We start from the raw sequence: 19,195 nt of genomic DNA on the forward strand, positions 1-19,195 counted from the left end.
TGCACCTGGGCGTGTGGTTGGATCGCGCAGAGCGAGACGGGCGCGGATTGGAGTCGCGATGAGCACGCCATACGGCGGCAACGACCCTCAGCAGTGGGGCCAGCAGCCGTACCCCCAGCAGCCCCCGCAGGGGTACCCGCCCTCCGGCGGGTTTCCCGCGCAAGGCTATCCGCAGCAGCCGCCGCCGCAGTACGGGCAGTACCCGCAACAGCCGGGGTACCCGCCGCAACAGCAGTATCAGCAGCCCTACTACGGCCAGCAGCCGCCCGGGTTCGGTGCGCCGGCGCCGCAGCGTAAGGGGCGGGGGACGCTGCTGTGGATCGTCGGCGGCGTGGTGGTCGTCGTGCTCGTGGCGCTGGGCATCACCGGGTTCGTGACGCCCGGGTTCTTCGTCACGAAGGTGCTCGACCAGACCGCGGTGCAGGACGGGGTCAAGCAGACGCTCTCGACCTACGGGGTCACCGCGGACAGCGTCTCCTGCCCGGCGAAGCAGGAGGTCAAGGCGGGCACGACGTTCACCTGCACCGCGACGGTCAACGGCAAGCAGCAGCAGGTCACCGTCACCGTGCTGGACACCGCCGGCAACTACCAGGTCGGCCGGCCCCAGGGGTAAACCGGTGGCCGCGGGTGCCGGCCTTCGCGAGGATCGGGTACGTGAGCGACTACACCGTCCGCGTCCTGCGGCCCGACGAGACCCGTGAGGCCGCCGACCTGTTCCGCACCGCCCTGCTCGTCCCGCCGCTGAAGGACGAGGAGGTGCCCTACGCCGAGCGGATGTACCAGCCGGGGCGGGCCCTCGGCGCGTTCGACACGGAGCTGATCGGCACCGCCCGTTCCTTCGACGCCGAGCTGACCGTGCCCGGCGGTGAACCCGTGCCGTTCGCCGCGGTCACCGGCGTCGGCGTGCGCGCCGACCGTACCCGCCGCGGGGTGCTGGGCCGGCTGATGCGCGCGCAGCTGACCGAGCTGGCCGGGCGTGGCGTCCCGCTCGCGGCGCTGTACGCGAGCGAAGGGCCGATCTACGGCCGGTTCGGGTACGGGGTGGCGACCGTCGTGCACGACTACCAGGTCGAGCGGCGCCGCGCGGTGCTGCGGCCCGAGGTCCCGGCGGGCGGCGAGATCGAGCTGCTGCGCCTGGACGCGGCGGTCGAGCGGCTCCCGGCGCTGTATGCCGGGCTGCCGCGGACCCGGTCTGGCAGCATGACGCGCCCGGCCTACTGGTGGCCCGGGATGGAGCGGACCGCGCGCCAGTCGGACACCCCGCCGGTGACGATCGTCCACCATGGACCGAACGGGCCCGAAGGCTACGCGATCTACCGTGTCAACCGGAAGAGCTGGCAGGATCCGTCCATTTTGGAGGTCGCGGACCTGCGTGCGGCGACGGCGGAGGCCTTCGCCGGGCTGTGGCGGTACCTGCTGGCCGTCGATCTCGTCGACACCATCGAGGCCCCGGGCCGTCCGCTCGACGAGCCGATCCCGCTGCTGTTCGCCGACCCGCGTGCCGCGAAGGTCACCGGCGGCGGTGACGATCTGTGGCTCCGCCTGGTCGACGTCCCGGCGGCACTGGCCGCGCGGGAGTACGAGGGTGAGCCGGTGGTACTGGAGGTCACCGATCCGGTGCTGACGGCGAACTCGGGCCGTTACCGCGTCGGCCCAGAAGGGGTGACTCGGGCCGAGGCGCCCGCCCAGCTGGGGCTCGGCGTGGACGCGCTGGCGATGCTGTACTTCGGCGCCTGGGCGGCCTCCGCGCTGGTCACGGCGGGCCGGATCCAGGTAGCCGGGCCGGATGACGCCGAGCGCGCGGACCGGCTGTTCGCCACCCGCCCGCCGGCCTGGTGTGGTACACACTTCTGACCACACTGGACTTCGGAGCTCGGGGGGAACCGTGTCTCGGGGTGCCCGATTCTGGGCCGGCCTGGCCGGCGCGGGCGTCATGCTACTCGCCGGCTGCGATTCCTCCGGCGGCGATCAGCCGCCGCCGACCTCGCTGGGCGGCACGTCGGGCGGTGGCGCGCCTTCGGCCGGCACGACCCTGCCCCCGGCGCCGCGCGTGTTCGACACCGGGGCGCTGCAGAACGGCGTGCGCCAGGTCCTCACCCAGTCCTACGGGCTCACCGACGTGACGGGGGTGCGCTGCCCGTCCGGGCAGGCCGTGCAGGTCGGCGTGTCCTTCGACTGCGCGGTGACGGTTGCGGGCGAACCCAAGTCCGTCACGCTGACGGTGCAGACCGCCGACGGTACCTACCAGGTGTCCGCGCCGAAGTGAAATTCGCATGCTTCGCGGCGGGGGAGCGGGCAGTATCACGGGAGTGACCGACTTCGAGATCCGTTTGCTGAGCGAGGGCGAGCAGCGTGCGACCCACGAGATGCTCGGCCGTGCCTTCCACGATCCGCGACTGACCGACGAGGAATGGGAAAGGCTGGCCTCCGCGTTCCCGGCCGACCGCAAGTTCGGCGCATTCGACGGGGACGCGGTGATCGGCGCCGCCAGCTCGTTCGGCACGGAACTGGCGGTGCCGGGCGGCAAGGCCGTGCCCGCCGCCGCGGTGGACGGGGTCGGCGTCCGTCCCGACCGCACCCGGCGCGGGGTGGCGACGGCGCTGATGCACGCGCAGCTGCGTGACTGTGCCGATCGGGGTGAGGTTGTGGCGTACCTGCGCGCGAGCGAGGCGACGATCTACGGCCGTTTCGGTTACGGCGTCTCGGCACGCTGGAAGTCCCTGCGGATCGACACCTCGCACGCCCGGTTCCGCGACGACGCTCCGGCCGGGGGCACCGTGCGGCTGCTGGAACCCGACGAGGCGCACGAGCTGCTGCCCGCGCTGTACGACCGGATCGGCCTGCACCGCCCCGGCATGATCGCGCGCACGGAGCGCTGGTGGTCCTGGGGCCATCCGCGGATGATCGACGAGCATGTCACCGCCGTCCACAGTGGACCTGACGGTGACGACGGTTTCGTTCTGTACAAACCGCATGATCGCCGGACGCTGGACCGGCCGGAGGCGGGCGTGGCACTACTGGCGGCCGATCTGCACGCCGCGAACCTCGGCGCGCTCGTGGGTCTGTGGCGGTTCCTGCTCGGCGTGGACCTGGTCGGGCAGGTCGTCGCGTACCGGCCGCTGGACGAGCCGATCGGCCTGCTGCTCACCGATCCGCGGGCCTGCGAGGTCACCAGGCTGGAGGACAACACGTGGCTGCGCGTGCTGGACGTACCGGCGGCGCTCGCCGCGCGGGCCTACGGCCAGGCCGCGCCGGTGGTCATCGAGTTCGTGGATCCGTTGCTGGCGGCCAACTCCGGCCGGTACCGCATCTCGCCCGACGGAGCCGAGCGGACCGGCGCGCCCGCCGGCCTCCGGCTCGGCCCCGAGGCGTTCGGGATGCTGTACCTGGGCGACCGCGCGCCCAGCCTGCTCGCCGCGCTGGGCCGGGTCGAGGTGCTGAACCCGGCGGCGCTCCCCGCCGCGGACCGCCTCTTCGAGACGCCACTAACCCCACACTGCGGCACCCGCTTCTAACCCCCGCGGGGGTGGGTCAGGCGGCCAGGGCGTCGCGGAGCTTGACCTTGGCGCCGGTGCGCAGCACCGCGTTGCGGTAGATGCGGCCGGCGAGCCAGATCAGCGCCGGGATCAGCACCACCACGAGCGCGACGGAAACGCCCGCCTCCCACGCCGGTACCCCGCCCATCGCCAGGCGCATCGACATCAGCGTCGGCGCGAACACCGGGATCACCGAGAGGATCTCGACGAGCCCGCTGCCCGGGTTCGAGGGCAGGATCGAGATGCCGACGACGTACCCGGCGACGACGAACATCAGCGCCGGGGTCACCGCGCCGGCGACGTCCTCCTGCCGGGACACCAGCGCGCCCAGGCCCGCGAACACGATCGAGTACATCAGGAAGCCCAGCAGGTACCACACGATGAGCCACACCACCGTGCCCGCGGCCGCCGACACCGAAATCGTCAGCACCCCGGTCGCGATCCCGGCGATCACGCCGGCGATCGCGATGGCCAGGATCTGCAGGAGCCCCACCGCGCCGATGCCGAGCACCTTGCCCGCCATCAGCTGCCACGGCCGGATCGTGGCGAGCAGCAACTCGACCACCCGGCTGGTCTTCTCCTCGACCACGCCCTGCGCCACCGACTGGCCGTTGATCATCAGCGACAGGTAGATCAGCACCCCGGCGATGATGCCGAGCGCGAGTTGCTGGGAGTTGTACTGGCGCGGCTGCTCCAGCGGCTGCACGTCGACCGAAGCGCTCGCGACCGCGGCGTTGACACGCGCCGGGTCACCGCCGAGCGCGGTGATCTGCTGGTCGAGCGCGAGCCGGTTCGCGAGCACGTTGAGCGCGTTGCGCAGCCCGGAGTCCAGTTGCTTCTTCACCACGACCCGTACGTGCGTGCCGTCGCCGACGAGCAGCGCGTCGAGCGAGCCACTGCGCACCTCGTCCTGGCCCTGCGCTTCGGTGACCTGCCGCGTGGTCACGTTCTCGCCCACGGCTTTCGCGCTCACCTGCAGCGGCGCGGACAGGACGGCGTTCGGCGCGGTGAACCCCACCGTCGTCTCGGAGACGCTGCCGCTGATCAGCTTCATGACCACGGCGAACGCGATGAGCACGATCATCATCACCAGCGTGCTGACGAGGTACGCTTTCGACCGCAGCCGCGTGGTGATCTCGCGGCCGGCGACGAGGCTGATCGAGTTCCAGCTGTTCATCGGGTCACTCCTTCGGCGCTATGCGGGAGTTCCCGCACCCCATCGGTCCTCCAGCGCGGGCGTTCCTCCGTCACACCCGCTTCGTGCGGGGCCTCGGTCACCACGCTGCGGAACAGTTCCGTCAGCGACGGCCGCCGCCGCGCGAACTCGTGCACCGGCCCGGTCGCGAGCGCGGCCTTGAGCACGGCCTGATCGTCGCCGCCTTCGGCCAGTTCGAGTTCGCTGCGGGTGCCCTGGCGGGTGAGCAGCTGCACACCGGGCAGCGACTCGGTCCAGCGCGGCGGCGCCAGCGGGGCGTCGACGACGAGCCGCTCCGCGCCGCCCGTGCGCAGTTCGTCCACCGTGCCGCAGGCCACCATCTGTCCACTGCGGACGATGCCGACCCGGTCGCACAGCCGCTGCACGAGATCCAGCTGGTGGCTGGAGAACACGACGGGCACCCCCTGGCGGGCCTTGTCCCGCAGGACCTCGCTCATGATGTCCACCGCGACCGGGTCGAGCCCGGAGAACGGTTCGTCGAGCACGAGAATCCGCGGATCGTGCACGAGTGCGGCGGCGAGTTGCACGCGCTGCTGGTTGCCGAGGCTGAGCTTCTGGACCTCGTCGTCGCGGCGGCCGGCCACGCCCAGCCGCTCGGCCCACTCGTCGGCGGCGCGGCGGGCCGCGGGCGCGCGCAGGCCGTGCAGCCGGGCGAGGTAGGTCAGCTGCTCGCCGACCTCCATCTTCGGGTACAGGCCGCGCTCCTCGGGCATGTAGCCGATGACCCGGCGGGTTTCCAGCGTGATCGGCTTACCGTCCCAGCGGACGCTGCCCCCGTCCGCGGCCAGCACCCCCAGCACGATCCGCATGGTCGTGGTCTTCCCTGCCCCGTTGCTCCCGACGAACCCGAACAGCTCGCCCGCGCGCACGTCGAACGTCATCTCGCGCAGGGCGACGGTCCCCCCGTATCGCTTGGACAGCCGGTCGATCTCCAGACGACGGTCGCTCATGGCTGCTCCCCTCAGTGACGGAAAATGTGATATCACTATGCTAGTCCTCGGCGGAGGACGCAAGCCGAATCGAGGGGAAGAGATGACCGAGACCGCTGTGGAGATGCCGGTGCCGCGGATCGAGGAGCGCCGGGCCGGGAGCGTGCCGGGGTTCCTGATGTTCGCGGTGGGCCTGGTGCTGCTCGCGGGTGGTGTCGCGCTGCTGGTGACCGGCAACGCGGGGCTGAAGGCGCTCGGGATCGTGCTCGCGCTCGCCGGGCTGGCGCTGCTGCGGGGGCTGACCCCGGTCGCGCCCGGTGAGGCGCGGGTCGTGCAGGTGCTGGGCCGGTACGCGGGGACCGTCCGCACCGACGGCCTGCAGTGGGTGAACCCGATCGCCGCGCGGCGGCGCGTGTCCACCCGGATCCGCAACCACGAGACCGGCGTGGCGAAGGTGAACGACCTGGACGGCAACCCGATCGAGATCGCGGCCGTCGTGGTGTGGCAGGTGCGCGACACCGCGCAGGCACTGTTCGAAGTGGACGATTTCGTGGAGTTCGTCGCGATCCAGAGCGAGACCGCGGTGCGGCATATCGCCAACGCCTACCCGTACGACACGACCGAACCGGGCGTGCTGTCCCTGCGGGACAACGCCGACGAGATCACCGAGAAGCTGCGCGGGGAGATCGGCGCGCGGGTCGCGTCGGCCGGGGTGAAGGTGATCGAGTCGAGGATCACGCACCTGGCCTACGCCCCGGAGATCGCCCAGGCGATGCTGCGCCGCCAGCAGGCGGGCGCGATCGTCGCGGCGCGTGAGCGGATCGTCGAGGGGGCCGTTGGCATGGTCCAGACCGCGCTGGACCGGCTCGCGTCGCAGGATGTGGTGGACCTGGACGAGGAACGGAAGGCCGCCATGGTCAGCAACCTGATGGTGGTGCTGGTCGGTGACCGGGACACGCAGCCGGTGGTGAACGCCGGGACCCTGTACTCGTAACCGTGGCCGAACGGAAGAAGCTGCTGCTGCGGCTCGACCCGGCCGTGCACGACGCGCTCGCGCGCTGGGCGGCCGACGAGCTGCGCAGCACCAATGCGCAGATAGAGTTCCTGCTGCGCAAGGCTTTGTCCGACGCCGGGCGGTTACCGCGCGACGTCGGGAGGATGCGGCCGCGGGGACGGCCGCGCAAGAACACCGAAGAGGGGGAAGCCGATGAATCCGCCTGAATCCTTGGCGGCGAAGATGTTCCTGCTGGCCTTCGATCCGCGCAAGCAGCGCCTGACCGCTCGTGACGATCTCGGCTACCTGCTACGCGCGGCCGCGCTCGCCGAACTGGTCCTCAATGGACGGTTGCGCGACGAGGACGGCAAGGCGGTCGCGGCGGGACCGGCGCTGGCCGGCGATCCGGTGCTGGACGAACAGTGGTCGCGGATCGAAGCGGCCGGCCCGCGGTCGTGGCGCCGCTGGGTGGGTCACGACCGCCGCCAGATCTTCGCGGCGGTGCGGGATCAGCTCGCGGAGGCCCATGTGATCAAGACGGAACAGGTGAGGATCCTCGGCCTGTTCCCGTACACCAGGGTCACTTTGCGTGACACGCGCGCCGCGCGCCGCGTCGCGGAGCAGGTCTCGCGTGCCGTTCGCGGCGGGCAGGCGGCCGGGCGGGTGGACCGGGACGCGGGGGTGCTGGCCGCGCTCGCGGCCGCGGGGCAGTTGCGGGTGGTGCTCGGCGGCCGCGAGCGGCGGCAGTTCAAGACCCGGCTCGACCGGTTGGGGGAGCCGGTCGAGCCGGTGGCGAAGGCACTGCGCCGGGCGATCACCTCGAAGCGTGCCGCCGCCGCGTCAGGAGGCTGATTCGAGGGCGGCCAGCAGCCGCTTCACCGAGCCGCCGAGGTTCCAGCGTTCGGCGAGTTCGGCCACCCGGTCCGGGTCCTTCGGCGCGGACGGCACGGCGTCCGGGCCGGAGAGGGAGACCGGCGCATCCACGGCCACCCGCACCACGGTCGGGGCCACGCTCAGGTAGTCCTCGGCGGCGGTGATCTTGAGCCGCATCTTGAGCGGCAGCTCCTTGCTGCCCGACTTCGCCGCGTCCAGCAGCGCTTCGACCGAGCCGAACTGGGTGATCAGCTTCGCCGCGGTCTTCTCGCCGATACCCGCGACCCCGGGCAGCCCGTCGGACGGGTCGCCGCGCAGGGCGGCCATCGCGGCGTAACCGGGGCCCGCGCCGGCCACCGGCACCCCGTAGCGTTCCGCGACCTCCGCCGGGCCGAGCACCTCCGCCTTCGCCCAGCCCTTGCCGACGTAGATCACCGACGCGGGTGACGGCTCGGTGCGGACGAGCTGGAACAGGTCGCGGTCCCCGGTGATCACCTCGACCGGGTCCGACTTCTCGCGTGCGGTGAGCGCGCCGATGACGTCGTCGGCTTCGTAGCCCTCGGCCTCCGCCGTGGCCAGGCCGACCGCGTCGAGCAGCTCCAGGATGACCGGCACCTGCGGGGTCAGCGTGTCGGGCACCTCCTCGACATTGGCCTCGGCATCGGCTACCCGGTGCGCCTTGTAGCTCGGCAGCAGATCGACGCGGAATCGCGGGCGCCAGTCGGCGTCCAGGCACGCGACGAGCCGGGTCGGCCGGCGGTCGGTGAGGATGCGCGCGACGGTGTCGGCGAACCCGCGCACGGCGTTGACCGGGGTGCCGTCGGGCGCAGTCATCGAGTCCGGCAGCGCATAGAACGAGCGGAAGTACAGGCTCGCGGAGTCCAGCAGGGCTAACGTCACGGGCACAGCCTGCCAGAACGGGAGAGGGGACGGCATGGAGAATCGCCTGTTCGCCTGGTGGTTCGCCCGCTACGGCGGCCGCAACGAGGCCCGCGGCAACGCCCGGCTGCGCGCGGAGCTGCTGGCCGGGGTGTCCGGGCGGGTGCTCGAGGTCGGGGTCGGCACCGGGCTGAACCTGCCGCACTACCCGGCCGGGGTCGAGCAGCTCACCGCCGCCGAGCCGGAACCCACCATGCGCGAGAAGGCGGCCGGGGCGGCGGCCAGGGCGCCCGTGCCGGTCCGGCTCGTGGACGCCTTCGCCGACGCGCTGCCCGTCGAGGACTCCTCCCAGGATGCCGTCGTCGTGTCCGGCCTGCTGTGCTCGGTGCCCGATCCGGTGGCCGCGCTGGTCGAGTTCCGGCGTGTCCTCAGACCTGGCGGCGAGCTGCGGTTCTACGAGCATGTGCGGGCGCGGCAGCCGGTGCGGGCCCGGTTCCAGGACCTCTCGGATCACGTCTGGCCCCGGCTGATGGGCGGGTGCCATCCCAACCGCCGGACGCTGGAGACGATCCGCGCGACCGGGTTCGAGATCGAGCACGTGCGCGATCTGATCTTCCCGCCGGGCGCGAAGGTGTCCGTCGTCGCGCCGCGGATTCACGGGCTCGCCCGGAAGCCCAGTGCAATGTGACATACTACTGCCGTGGATGTCGTGGTCGTGGGCGCGGGAATGGTCGGCGCGGCGTGCGCCTACTTCTGCGCGGAGGCCGGGCTGGATGTCGCGGTGGTGGACCGTGGCGCCATCGCGGGCCGCACCACCAGCGGCGGTGAGGGCAACATCCTCGTCTCCGACAAGGAGCCCGGCGCCGAACTGGACCTGGCGCTGTACTCGGTGCGGCGGTGGGCGGAGCTGGGCGAACGGTTCGGCCCGGGCGGGTTCGAACTGGAGCACAAGGGCGGCGTCGTGGTGGCGCGGGCACCGGAGGCCGCGGCCGGGCTGGCGAAGCTCGCCGCCGAGCAGCGGGACAGCGGTGTCGACGCGATCGACGTGTCCCCCGCCGAACTGGCCGGGCTGGAGCCGAACCTCACGCGCGAGGTCTGCGGCGGCGCGTACTACCCGCAGGACATGCAGGTCCAGCCGATGCTCGCGGCGGCTGAACTGCTGCGCCAGGCCCGGCGCCGGGGTGCGACCGTCCACACGGGAACGGAAGTACTGGCCTTCCGGCACTCAGGCGGGCGTGTCGCCGGGGTCGAGACGAGCGCGGGGCCGCTGACGGCGCAGTGGGTGGTCAACGCCGGCGGTACCTGGGGCGGCGAGATCGCCGCGCTCGCCGGTGCGCCCGTGCCGGTGCTGCCGCGCCGCGGATTCGTGCTGGTCACCGAACCGCTGCCGGTCGTCGTGCGGCACAAGGTATACACGGCGGACTACGTGGCGAACGTGGCCAGCGGTGACGAAGGGCTCGAGACCTCGGTGGTCGTCGAGGGCACGCGGGCGGGCACCGTGCTGGTCGGCGCGAGCCGCGAGCGCGTCGGGTTCGACCGGACCTTCTCGCTGCCGGTGGTCCGGAAGCTCGCCGCGCAGGCGATCGGCCTCTTCCCGTTCCTGGCCGAAGTCGCGCTGCTGCGCGCCTACCTCGGATTCCGCCCCTACTGCGCCGACCATCTGCCGGTGCTCGGGGAGGACCCGCGCGTGCCCGGGCTCGTGCACGCGTGCGGGCACGAGGGCGCGGGGATCGGGCTGTCCGCCGGGACCGGGCGCCTCGTCGCGCAGGTCGTGTCGGGCGCGCGGCCGGATCTCGACCTGAGCCCGTTCCGGCCGGACCGGTTCGAGGAGGTCGCGTGACGTTTTCCTTCGACGGCAAGGAGATCGAGGCCGAACCGGGGCAGAGCATCGGGGCCGCGCTGATCGCCGCCGGGTACCGGTCCTGGCGCACCACCCGGCACGAAGGCGCGCTGCGCGGGGTGTTCTGCGGGATCGGCGTGTGTTTCGACTGCCTCGTCGTGGTCAACGGGAGGCCGAATCAGCGGGCCTGCCTGACCGACGCGCGGGCGGGGGACCGGATCGAGCCGCAGGAAGGAGCCGGGCATGGCGAGTTCGCCTGCTGACATCGCGGTGATCGGCGCGGGCCCGGCCGGGCTCGCCGCCGCGGTCGCCGCCTCCCGCGCCGGTGCGAAGGTCGCGCTGATCGACGGCAACGCCCGGGTGGGCGGGCAGTACTGGCGGCATCGCGAAGGCGACACCGGGCGCGGGCATCACCACTGGTCCGTCCTCACGCGACTCCGCGCGGGCGCGCCGGAATTCCTTGGTGGACACCAGGTCTGGCATGTCGAACGCACCGGTGACGGGTTCACCGTGCACACCTGTGGCGGTGAGATCGCGTGCCGGACGCTGATCATCGCCACGGGGGCCTACGACCGGCAGCTCCCGTTCCCCGGCTGGACGTTGCCGGGGGTCTTCACGGCGGGCGGGGCGCAGGCCCTGCTCAAGGGGCACGGGGTGACCGCCGGGCGGCGGATCGTGGTCGCCGGGACGGGTCCGTTCCTGCTGCCGGTCGCCGCCGGGCTCGCCGAGGCGGGCGCGCGCGTCGTCGGCGTGTTCGAGGCGGGCGCTCCCACCGGTTTCGCCCGGCATCCCGGCGCGCTGGCGGCCAATCCGGGGAAGCTCGCGGAGGGCGCCGGGTACCTGCGAACCCTGGCGCGCCACCGGATCCCGTACCGGACCCGGACGACGGTGACCGCCGCGCACGGCACGGAAAGCGTTTCCTCGGCGACCGTCGCCGTCCTCGACGAGGGCTGGCGAGTGGTGCGTGAACGCGAGGTGGACTGTGACGCGATCGCGGTCGGCTACGGGTTCACGCCGCAGCTGGAAATCCCGCTGCAACTGGGGTGCTCGACGCGTGCCGACCGCGACGGCAGCCTTGTCGCGTGCGCGGACGAACAGCAGCGGGCGAGCGTGCCCGGCGTATACCTGGCGGGGGAGGTGTGCGGGGTCGGCGGCGCGCCACTGTCCCTTGTGGAGGGTGAGCTGGCGGGGCTACACGCGGCCTTGACGACCATCGGGGCGGAGCCGGACGGTGCACGTGTCGGCCGGTTGCTGCGGCGGCGCCGAGCGAACCGGGCGTTCGCGGCCGCGCTGCACGAGGTGCATCCGGTACGGCGTGGCTGGCTGGACTGGCTCGACGGCCGGACGCAGCTGTGCCGGTGCGAAGAGGTGACCGTGGACCGCGTCCGCGAGTCCATTGTAGAGCTCGGCGCGACGGATGCCCGTTCGGTGAAACTCATGGCGAGGCCGGGAATGGGGCTGTGTCAGGGACGGGTGTGCGGGTACGCGACCTCGTGCTTCGTCGCCGACGCGTGCGGCAGGCAGCCGGCGGAACAGGATCTGCTCGCCGTCGCCACACGGCCCATCGCGCAGCCCATCACGCTGGGCGCACTGGCCCACGACTGAAAGGAATGCTCATGACCGCATGGCACGGAGTCCTGGTGGCGACCGCGTTGCCGCTCACCGAGACCCTCACCGTCGACTTCGAGAAGTACGGCGAGCACGTCGCCTGGCTCGCCGCGGAAGGCTGCGACGGGGTGACCCCGAACGGCTCGCTGGGGGAGTACCAGACGCTCACGCCGGAGGAGCGCGCGCGAGTCGTCGCCACCGCGGTCGAGGCCGCGCCCGAGGGCTTCACCGTCATGCCGGGAGTCGCCGCCTACGGTGCCGCGGAGTCGCGGCGCTGGGCCGAGCACGCCGCCGAACTGGGTTGCCCGGCGGTGATGTTGTTGCCCCCCAACGCCTACCGGGCCGACGACCGCGCGGTGCTCGCGCACTACCGCGAGGTCGCGAAGGCGGGCCTGCCGATCGTGGCCTACAACAACCCGTTCGACACCAAGGTCGATCTCGTGCCGGAACTGCTCGCGGAGCTGCACGCGGAGGGGCTGATCGTCGGGGTCAAGGAGTTCTCCGGTGATGTGCGCCGCCCGTACCGGATCGCCGAACTGGCCCCCGGCCTGGATGTCCTTTGTGGAGCGGACGACGTGTCGCTCGAGCTGGCGATCTCGGGCTCGCCGGGCTGGGTGGCCGGGTATCCCAACGCCCTGCCGAGGGCGTGCGTCGAGCTGTGGCGCGCCGCGAGCGCGGGAGACCTGGAGAAAGCGCTTCCGCTCTACCGGCAGCTGCATCCGCTGCTGCGCTGGGATTCGCGCACGGAGTTCGTCCAGGCGATCAAGCTGAGCATGGATCTGGCCGGCCGGTACGGCGGCGCGTGCCGGCAGCCGCGCGTGCCGCTGACCGACGAGCAGGAGAAGCAGGTGCGCGAGGCGACCGGGAAAGCGCTCGCGGAGGGGCTGCGCTGATGCGTGCCAAGCGGGTTTTCCACGCGGTGGACTCGCATACCGAGGGCATGCCGACGCGGGTCATCACCGGCGGCGTCGGCCTCGTTCCGGGCGAGACGATGTTCGACCGGCGGCGGTACTTCATCGAGCATCTCGACCACGTGCGGCAGCTGCTGATGAACGAGCCGCGCGGGCATTCGGCGATGAGCGGCGCGATCCTGCAGCCGCCGGCCCGCCCCGATGCCGACTGGGGCGTGCTGTTCATCGAGGTCTCCGGCTGCCTGCCGATGTGCGGGCACGGCACGATCGGCGTCGCGACGGTGCTGGTCGAGACCGGGATGGTGGAGGTGACCGAGCCGGTCACCACGGTCCGGCTCGACACGCCCGCCGGGCTCGTCGTGGCGGAGGTGGCCGTGTCCGACGGGGTGGCCCGCGCGGTCACCATCCGGAACGTGCCGTCCTTCGCGGTCGGGCCGGACCGCAAGGTCACGGTGCCCGGCCTCGGTCAGGTTCGTTACGACCTCGCGTTCGGCGGAAACTTCTACGCGATCGTCGAGCTTGCCGAGCTGGGCCTGCCGTTCGACCGCGCCGAGAAGCAGAAGCTCCTGGACGCCGGGCTCGCGATCATGGCCGCGATCAACGCCCACGACCGGCCCGCCCACCCGGCGAATCCGGAGATCACCGGCTGCCATCACGTGTACCTCGCCGCGCCAGGTTCCGACGCGCGGCACTCGCGGCACGCGATGGCCATCCACCCCGGCTGGTTCGACCGTTCGCCGTGCGGCACCGGGACGAGCGCGCGGATGGCCCAGCTGCACGCGCGCGGGCAGTTGCCGCTGCACACCGACTTCCGGAACGAGTCGTTCATCGGCACCGAGTTCATCGGGCGGCTCGTCGAGGAGACGGAGGTCGGCGGCCTCCCGGCGGTCGTTCCGACGATCACCGGCCGGGCCTGGCTGACCGGTACCGCGCAGTACTTCCTGGATCCCGACGACCCGTTCCCGGCGGGGTTCGAGCTGTGATCGGGATGCGCGCGGCCATCGACGCGCTGGCCGCCGCCCTGCGCGCCGGGCTCGACCCCGAGGCCGATCCGCCGCGGTCGGTCGTGCCGGTGCGGCACGGGCAGCTCCTGCTCATGCCCGCCGAATGGGGCCGCTACGCCGGGGTCAAGATCGCGACCGTCGCGCCGGGGAACCCGTCACGCGGGCTGTCCCGGATTCAAGGCCAGTACCTGCTGCTGGACGGCGAAACCCTGACCCCGCTGGAGGTGCTGGACGCGGTGGCCCTGACGGCTGTGCGGACGGCGGCGGTTTCGGCGGTCGCCGTGGACGCTCTGGCCGAACCGGATGCGGCGCGGCTCGTCGTGTTCGGCGCGGGGCCGCAGGCGCGCAGCCATGTCGAGGCCCTGCGCCTGGTGCGGCCGGTGTCGGAGATCGTCGTGGTTGGGCGGGATCCCGGGCGGGCGCGCGCCTTCGCGGCTGCAGTAGGTGGCCGCGTGGGCTCGCCTTCGGACGTAGCGGGCGCGGATCTCGTCGCGTGCTGCACGACCGCCTGCGAGCCGCTGTTCGACGGTGCGCTGCTGGCGCCGCACGCGACGGTCGTGGCGGTGGGCTCGCACGAGCCGGAGGCCCGCGAGGTCGACGACGAGACGGTCCGCCGCTCGACGGTCGCGGTCGAGTCGCGCGCGACGGCGCTGCGTGAGTCGGGCGATGTGATCCAGGCCGTTCGGGCGGGGGCATGTTCGCCCGGGGACCTGGTCGGTCTGGCCGCCGCCGTGCGCGGTGAGGTGAAAGCCGCGCCGGACGCGCCGCGGCTTTTCAAGAGCGTGGGGATGGCGTGGGAGGATCTGGTGATCGCCGCGAGGAGCTATGAGGCCAGGGAGAGCGCGTGACCGTATCCGACCAGCCGGCGCTGCCCTCGTTCGGCACGCGAGCGAATCTCCGCGACGAGATCATCCAGACCCTGCGCGCGGCGGTGATCTCCGGTGAGCTGCGGCCCGGGGTGGTGTATTCCGCGCCGAGTCTGGCCGCGCAGTTCGGCGTGTCGGCGACGCCGGTCCGCGAGGCGATGCTCGACCTGGCCAAGGAAGGGCTTATCGATACGGTGCGGAACAAGGGTTTCCGCGTCACCGAGCTGTCCGAAAAGGACCTGGACGAGCTGTCCGAGCTGCGCGCGCTGATCGAGGTGCCGACGGTACGGCGGATCACCGAGGCCGGGGTGGACCCGGCGGTCATCGAGCGGCTGCGGCCCCTGGCGGTGGCGATCGAGGACGCCGCGGCGGCCGGTGACCTGATCACCCACGTGAAGGTGGACATGGAGTTCCATCTGGGGCTGCTCGCCGAGTCCGGCAACCCGCACCTGGTGGAGACGGTGCGCTCGCTGCGCGCTCGGTCGCGGATCTACGGCCTGCGTTCCCTCGCCGACCGCGGTGAGCTCGTGCCCTCCTCCCACGAGCACGCCGAACTCCTCGATCTCGTCGCCGCGGGCGACGCCTCCGGCGCGGAGGCCCTGATGGACCGCCACATCCGCCACGTCCGCGGCATCTGGGCCCACTAACTCTGGAGTGCGCGGCGCATAGTGGACGGGCGCGAGTGGGTGCGGCGAGCACATCGGGCGGCCACGGCGAACTTCTAGTTTCCAGGCACGTCTGCTGGATTGGAGTTCGTCATGGCGCGGTACCGCGTGTCGATGGACATCGGGGGCACGTTCACCGATGTGGTCACCTACGACGACGAGGCCGGGGCGTTCGCGGCGAGTAAGGCCTCGACTACGCCCGACGACCTGAGCGAGGGTGTCATGGCCGGGCTCGGCTCGGTCGTCGGCTCGCCCGGCGACATCGGCTTCCTCGTGCACGGCACCACCCAGGGCCTCAACGCCTTCCTCGAACGCCGCGGTGTGCCGGTGCTTCTGCTCGGCACGGCGGGCGCAGAGGACAGCTACCACATCGCCCGCGGCCCCCGGACCCGCCTCTACGATCTGCACTACCGCAAGCCCGAGCCACTCGTGCCGCGACGCGACGTGCTCGGCATCGGCGGCCGGATCGCGCCCGACGGGAGCGAGCTGACGCCGCTGGACGAACAAGCCGTACGAGCGGCCGCGAACACCGCCGAAGAACGTGGCCACGGCGCGATCGCGATCGCCTTCCTGTTCAGCTACGCCAACCCCGCCCACGAGCTTCGCGCTCGTGAGATCGTCCTCGAAGAGCTGGGGGAGGATTTCACCGTCTCGCTTTCCCATGAGGCCGCGAAGGAGTGGCGCGAGTACGAGCGCACGTCCTCGGCGGTCATCGAGAGCTATACCGGCCCGATCGTCCGCCGCTACCTCAGCCATCTCGAAGTCCGGCTGCGCGACCGCGGCCTCGGCGTTCCGTTGCACGTCATGCAATCCTCCGGCGGTATCCTCACCGCCGACTCCGCCCGCGCCCGCCCGCTGCAAACCCTGCTGTCCGGTCCGGTGGGCGGGGCGATCGCGTGCGCCGAGCTGTCCCGGGTCAGCGGCCGGGACAACCTGATCGGCATCGACATGGGCGGGACCTCGTTCGACGTCTCGCTCATCGTCGGCGGCGAACCCGACGTGTCGGCGGAGGCCCACCTCGAAGGGCTGCCGATGCTGATGAGCGTGGTCAACATCCACACCGTCGGCGCGGGCGGTGGCTCGGTGGCCTGGGTGGAGGCCGGCGGCCTGCGGGTCGGCCCGCGTTCGGCCGGTGCCAGGCCCGGGCCGGCGTGCTACGGGCGCGGCGGCACCGAGCCGACCGTGACCGACGCGAACCTCGTGCTCGGGCGGATCGACCCCAACGGCTTCGCGGGCGGCCAGCTGACGCTCGACACGGAAAGCGCTTCCGGCGCGGTCCGCGAGCTCGGCGAGGCTTTCGGCCTGGACGCGATCGCGATGGCCGAGGGTATCTGCGACGTGGCGAATTCCAAGATGGCACAGGCGATCCGGACGATCACCGTGTCCCGGGGGATCGAACCGCGCGATTCGAGCCTCGTCGCGTTCGGCGGCGCGGGCCCGATGCACGCGGTGTTCCTCGCCCGCGAGCTGGGCATCACCGAAACCATCGTGCCGCGTTTCCCCGGCGCGTTCTCGGCGTGGGGCATGCTGCAGACGAAGATTCGCAAGGACTTCACCGAACCGTACTTCTGCCTCGACGAGGACCTTGACGGCGCCGGTCTGACCACCGTGCTGACCCGGCTCGAGGAGCACGGACTGTCCACTTTGGGTGAAGAAGGCGTAGCGGAGGAGCACCGTTCCGTGCAGCACTCGGTCGATATCCGTTACGCCGCACAGGAATACACTTTGACCGTTCCTCTGGATGACGCCGCCGAACCGTCCACACCGGACTTCCTCAAGACGATCGCCGAACGGTTCGCCGAGATGCACCACAGCCGCTACGGGCATGCGAACCGCGGCGCGCCCATCGAGTTCGTCACGGTGCGCAGTGCCGCTTTCGGCGATCTGGGCCGGCCGGAGCCGCAGAAATGGCCGCAGGCTCAGGGGCCGGCGTTCCCGCACGAGACCAGTCAGGTCGTTTTCGGCGGCGTACCACAGGATTCGATCTTCGCGCGCCGCGACGACCTGCTCGCCGGACACGCCCTCGAAGGGCCGGCAGTGATCCTCGAGGACACCGCCACCACCGTCGTTCCCCCCGGTTACTCGGTGACCGTCGATGAGATCGGTTCGCTGATCATCAAGGAGCTGCCATGACCACCGTCGACCCGGTGACCGTCGAGATCATCCGCAACGCGCTCAACTCGGCGGCGGACGACATGAACGCGACGCTGATCCGTTCGGCCTACACCCCCATCATCTACGAATGCGGCGACTGCGTGGTCGCGCTGCTGGATGCCGAGCACCAGGTGCTCGGCCAGTCCGCGGGCCTGCCGATCTTCCTGGGGAACCTCGAGACGTGCACGAAGGCGACCGAGGAGCAGTTCGGCCGCGAAGTGTGGCAGCCGGGCGATGTGTGGATCCTCAACGACAGCTACCTCGGCGGCACGCACCTCAACGACGTGACGATCTTCGGCCCGGTCTTCGCCGGGGACACGCTGATCGGGTTCACCGCGTCGCGCGCGCACTGGATCGACGTCGGCTCCAAGGACCCCGGCGGTTCGATGGACTCGGTGTCGATCTTCCAGGAGGGCCTGCGGCTCGGCCCGCAGAAGCTCGTCTCCGGTGGCGAGAACGAGGCCGCGCTGATGGACACGATCGCCCGCAACGTACGTTTCCCTTATCCCACAACGGGTGACATGCATGCGATGATCGCCTGCATCACGATGGGGGAGAAGCGGCTGCGCGAGATCGTGGACCGGTTCGGCCTGGAAACCCTGGAGCTGGCGCGCGACGAGATCTTCCGCCAGACCGAACTGCTCGAGCGCGAAACGATCGCCGCGATCCCGGACGGGGTGTACGCCGCGGAAGGCGTGCTGGACAACGACGGGGTCGCGCTCGACGCCCCGGTCCCCATCCGGCTCAAGATCACCGTCGACGGGGAGACGATCGACTTCGACGTCACCGAGTCCGCCGGCCAGACCGCGGGACCGGTCAACTGCGGTGTGGCACAAGCGGTTTCCGCGCTGCGCGTGGGCTACAAGCTGCTGGTGAGCCCGGATCTGGCCGGTAACGGCGGCTCGTTCCGCACGATGACCACGCAGGTCCGCGAGGGCTCGGTGCTCGGCGCGACGGCACCGGCGGCGTGCCAGTGGTACTTCTCGCATCTGGGCCTGCTGATCGACATGGTCGCCCGCGCGCTCGCCCCCGCGATGCCGGACCGGGTCGCGGGCGCGAGCCACGGGGACTCGATGATCGTGCTGACCTCCGGGCTGGATCCGCGGTTCGGCCGCGAGTTCGTCAGCCTCGAGGCCACCGTCGGCGGCTGGGGCGCGTGGTCGGGTTCGGACGGGGAAAGCGCTCTCATCAACAACGTGAACGGATCGCTGAAGGACATCCCGATCGAAGTGCTGGAGACCCGCTATCCCTTCCGGATCACCGAATACCGCATCCGTCCCGATTCGGGTGGCGCGGGGAGGTGGCGTGGCGGCAACGGCGTGATCCGCGAGTACGAGGCGCAGACCGACTGCTCGCTGTCGCTGTGGTTCGAACGGTCCCGGCAGCCGGCGTGGGGCCTGTTCGGCGGCGAGGACGCGGTCGGCCCCGAGGTCGTGATCAACCCCGGGCGGTCCGACGAGCGGCGGATGCTCAAGGTCAACGGGACCGCGATCCGCCGGGGTGACGTGATCCGCTGCGCGACCGGCGGTGGCGGCGGCTACGGCGATCCGGTCGAGCGCGACGCCGAGGACGTGCGGGCCGACGTCGCGGACCGCAACATCACCGCGGAGCGCGCGCTGAGCCGGTACGGCATCGGCGACTCGTAGCCGAAAGCCGGACTCGCGCGGTGGTGGCCCGACTCGGGTGCGGGGAAGGCCGGACTCGGGTGCGGTGGATTCCG

The 19,195-nt window shown here is 71.7% G+C and carries 20 protein-coding genes; 17 read left to right on the forward strand and 3 right to left on the reverse strand.

All coding sequences use genetic code 11. The annotated features are described in order from the left end of the window. Positions 1–58: 58 nt before the first annotated feature. From FG385_RS15310 to FG385_RS15325, 4 genes are read left to right on the forward strand one after another with little or no spacing between them, the layout of a single operon-like run. On the forward strand, positions 59–613 hold the full coding sequence (locus tag FG385_RS15310; protein WP_139097388.1) for a DUF4333 domain-containing protein: 555 nt from the start codon (positions 59–61) through the stop codon (positions 611–613). 41 nt (positions 614–654) lie between these two features. Next, the gene (locus tag FG385_RS15315; RefSeq protein ID WP_139097389.1) at positions 655–1,854 is read left to right on the forward strand and encodes a GNAT family N-acetyltransferase; all 1,200 of its coding nucleotides are present in this window, start codon (positions 655–657) and stop codon (positions 1,852–1,854) included. 31 nt (positions 1,855–1,885) lie between these two features. Further along, positions 1,886–2,266 carry a DUF4333 domain-containing protein gene (locus FG385_RS15320; RefSeq protein WP_160148809.1) on the forward strand — a complete coding sequence of 127 codons (381 nt, stop codon included), beginning with the start codon at positions 1,886–1,888 and terminating at the stop codon, positions 2,264–2,266. A gap of 43 nt (positions 2,267–2,309) precedes the next feature. Then, a complete protein-coding gene (locus FG385_RS15325; RefSeq protein WP_139097391.1) occupies positions 2,310–3,515 on the forward strand; it encodes a GNAT family N-acetyltransferase in 1,206 nt (401 codons plus the stop codon). A gap of 16 nt (positions 3,516–3,531) precedes the next feature. Here FG385_RS15325 and FG385_RS15330 read toward each other — a convergent pair whose 3' ends face one another. Further along, positions 3,532–4,713: an ABC transporter permease gene (locus FG385_RS15330; protein ID WP_139097392.1), complete on the reverse strand. Its 1,182-nt coding sequence runs from the start codon at positions 4,711–4,713 to the stop codon at positions 3,532–3,534. After that, positions 4,710–5,702, reverse strand: a complete 993-nt coding sequence (locus FG385_RS15335; RefSeq protein WP_139097393.1) for an ABC transporter ATP-binding protein — start codon at positions 5,700–5,702, stop codon at positions 4,710–4,712. Before FG385_RS15335 ends, FG385_RS15330 begins: the two co-directional genes overlap by 4 nt. Positions 5,703–5,784: 82 nt before the next feature. Between FG385_RS15335 and FG385_RS15340 the strand changes: the two genes are divergently transcribed. Genes FG385_RS15340 through FG385_RS15350 form a run of 3 tightly spaced genes read left to right on the forward strand, consistent with a single transcriptional unit; the run spans position 5,785 to position 7,527 of the window. Then, positions 5,785–6,675, forward strand: coding sequence for an SPFH domain-containing protein (locus tag FG385_RS15340; protein WP_139097394.1), 891 nt, complete (start codon positions 5,785–5,787; stop codon positions 6,673–6,675). 2 nt (positions 6,676–6,677) lie between these two features. Then, positions 6,678–6,902 carry a hypothetical protein gene (locus FG385_RS15345; RefSeq protein ID WP_139097395.1) on the forward strand — a complete coding sequence of 75 codons (225 nt, stop codon included), beginning with the start codon at positions 6,678–6,680 and terminating at the stop codon, positions 6,900–6,902. Beyond that, complete coding sequence (locus FG385_RS15350) at positions 6,889–7,527, forward strand: GOLPH3/VPS74 family protein (protein WP_139097396.1); 639 nt, start codon at positions 6,889–6,891, stop codon at positions 7,525–7,527. Before FG385_RS15345 ends, FG385_RS15350 begins: the two co-directional genes overlap by 14 nt. On the opposite strand, the gene FG385_RS15355 is transcribed toward FG385_RS15350, so the two are convergent. After that, positions 7,516–8,454, reverse strand: coding sequence for a 5'-3' exonuclease (locus FG385_RS15355; RefSeq protein WP_139097440.1), 939 nt, complete (start codon positions 8,452–8,454; stop codon positions 7,516–7,518). The genes FG385_RS15350 and FG385_RS15355 overlap by 12 nt on opposite strands. Before the next feature lie 28 nt (positions 8,455–8,482). Here FG385_RS15355 and FG385_RS15360 point away from each other — a divergent pair, with 28 nt between their 5' ends. The 10 genes from FG385_RS15360 to FG385_RS15405 all read left to right on the forward strand — a co-directional run bounded on the left by FG385_RS15360 (position 8,483) and on the right by FG385_RS15405 (position 19,121). Next, complete coding sequence (locus FG385_RS15360; protein ID WP_139097397.1) at positions 8,483–9,115, forward strand: class I SAM-dependent methyltransferase; 633 nt, start codon at positions 8,483–8,485, stop codon at positions 9,113–9,115. A gap of 21 nt (positions 9,116–9,136) precedes the next feature. Further along, on the forward strand, positions 9,137–10,267 hold the full coding sequence (locus FG385_RS15365; RefSeq protein ID WP_235022590.1) for an FAD-dependent oxidoreductase: 1,131 nt from the start codon (positions 9,137–9,139) through the stop codon (positions 10,265–10,267). After that, positions 10,264–10,530, forward strand: coding sequence for a (2Fe-2S)-binding protein (locus FG385_RS15370; RefSeq protein ID WP_139097398.1), 267 nt, complete (start codon positions 10,264–10,266; stop codon positions 10,528–10,530). The genes FG385_RS15365 and FG385_RS15370 overlap by 4 nt, the downstream gene beginning before the upstream one ends. Next, positions 10,511–11,872 (forward strand): NAD(P)/FAD-dependent oxidoreductase, encoded by a 1,362-nt coding sequence (locus FG385_RS15375; protein WP_139097399.1) that lies wholly within the window; start codon positions 10,511–10,513, stop codon positions 11,870–11,872. The genes FG385_RS15370 and FG385_RS15375 overlap by 20 nt, the downstream gene beginning before the upstream one ends. An 11-nt stretch (positions 11,873–11,883) precedes the next feature. Next, positions 11,884–12,768 (forward strand): dihydrodipicolinate synthase family protein, encoded by an 885-nt coding sequence (locus tag FG385_RS15380; RefSeq protein WP_139097400.1) that lies wholly within the window; start codon positions 11,884–11,886, stop codon positions 12,766–12,768. Beyond that, positions 12,768–13,769, forward strand: coding sequence for a proline racemase family protein (locus FG385_RS15385; RefSeq protein ID WP_139097401.1), 1,002 nt, complete (start codon positions 12,768–12,770; stop codon positions 13,767–13,769). Before FG385_RS15380 ends, FG385_RS15385 begins: the two co-directional genes overlap by 1 nt. Before the next feature lie 5 nt (positions 13,770–13,774). After that, entirely contained in the window at positions 13,775–14,638 is an 864-nt protein-coding gene (locus FG385_RS15390; protein ID WP_139097402.1) for an ornithine cyclodeaminase family protein, read from the forward strand. Next, positions 14,635–15,303, forward strand: a complete 669-nt coding sequence (locus FG385_RS15395) for a GntR family transcriptional regulator (protein ID WP_139097403.1) — start codon at positions 14,635–14,637, stop codon at positions 15,301–15,303. Before FG385_RS15390 ends, FG385_RS15395 begins: the two co-directional genes overlap by 4 nt. A gap of 111 nt (positions 15,304–15,414) precedes the next feature. Further along, entirely contained in the window at positions 15,415–17,454 is a 2,040-nt protein-coding gene (locus tag FG385_RS15400) for a hydantoinase/oxoprolinase family protein (RefSeq protein ID WP_200834471.1), read from the forward strand. Beyond that, on the forward strand, positions 17,451–19,121 hold the full coding sequence (locus tag FG385_RS15405; RefSeq protein ID WP_139097404.1) for a hydantoinase B/oxoprolinase family protein: 1,671 nt from the start codon (positions 17,451–17,453) through the stop codon (positions 19,119–19,121). The genes FG385_RS15400 and FG385_RS15405 overlap by 4 nt, the downstream gene beginning before the upstream one ends. Positions 19,122–19,195 lie beyond the last annotated feature (74 nt).

It is taken from the genome of Amycolatopsis alkalitolerans (assembly GCF_006152065.1).
GTDB lineage: Bacteria > Actinomycetota > Actinomycetes > Mycobacteriales > Pseudonocardiaceae > Amycolatopsis_E > Amycolatopsis_E alkalitolerans.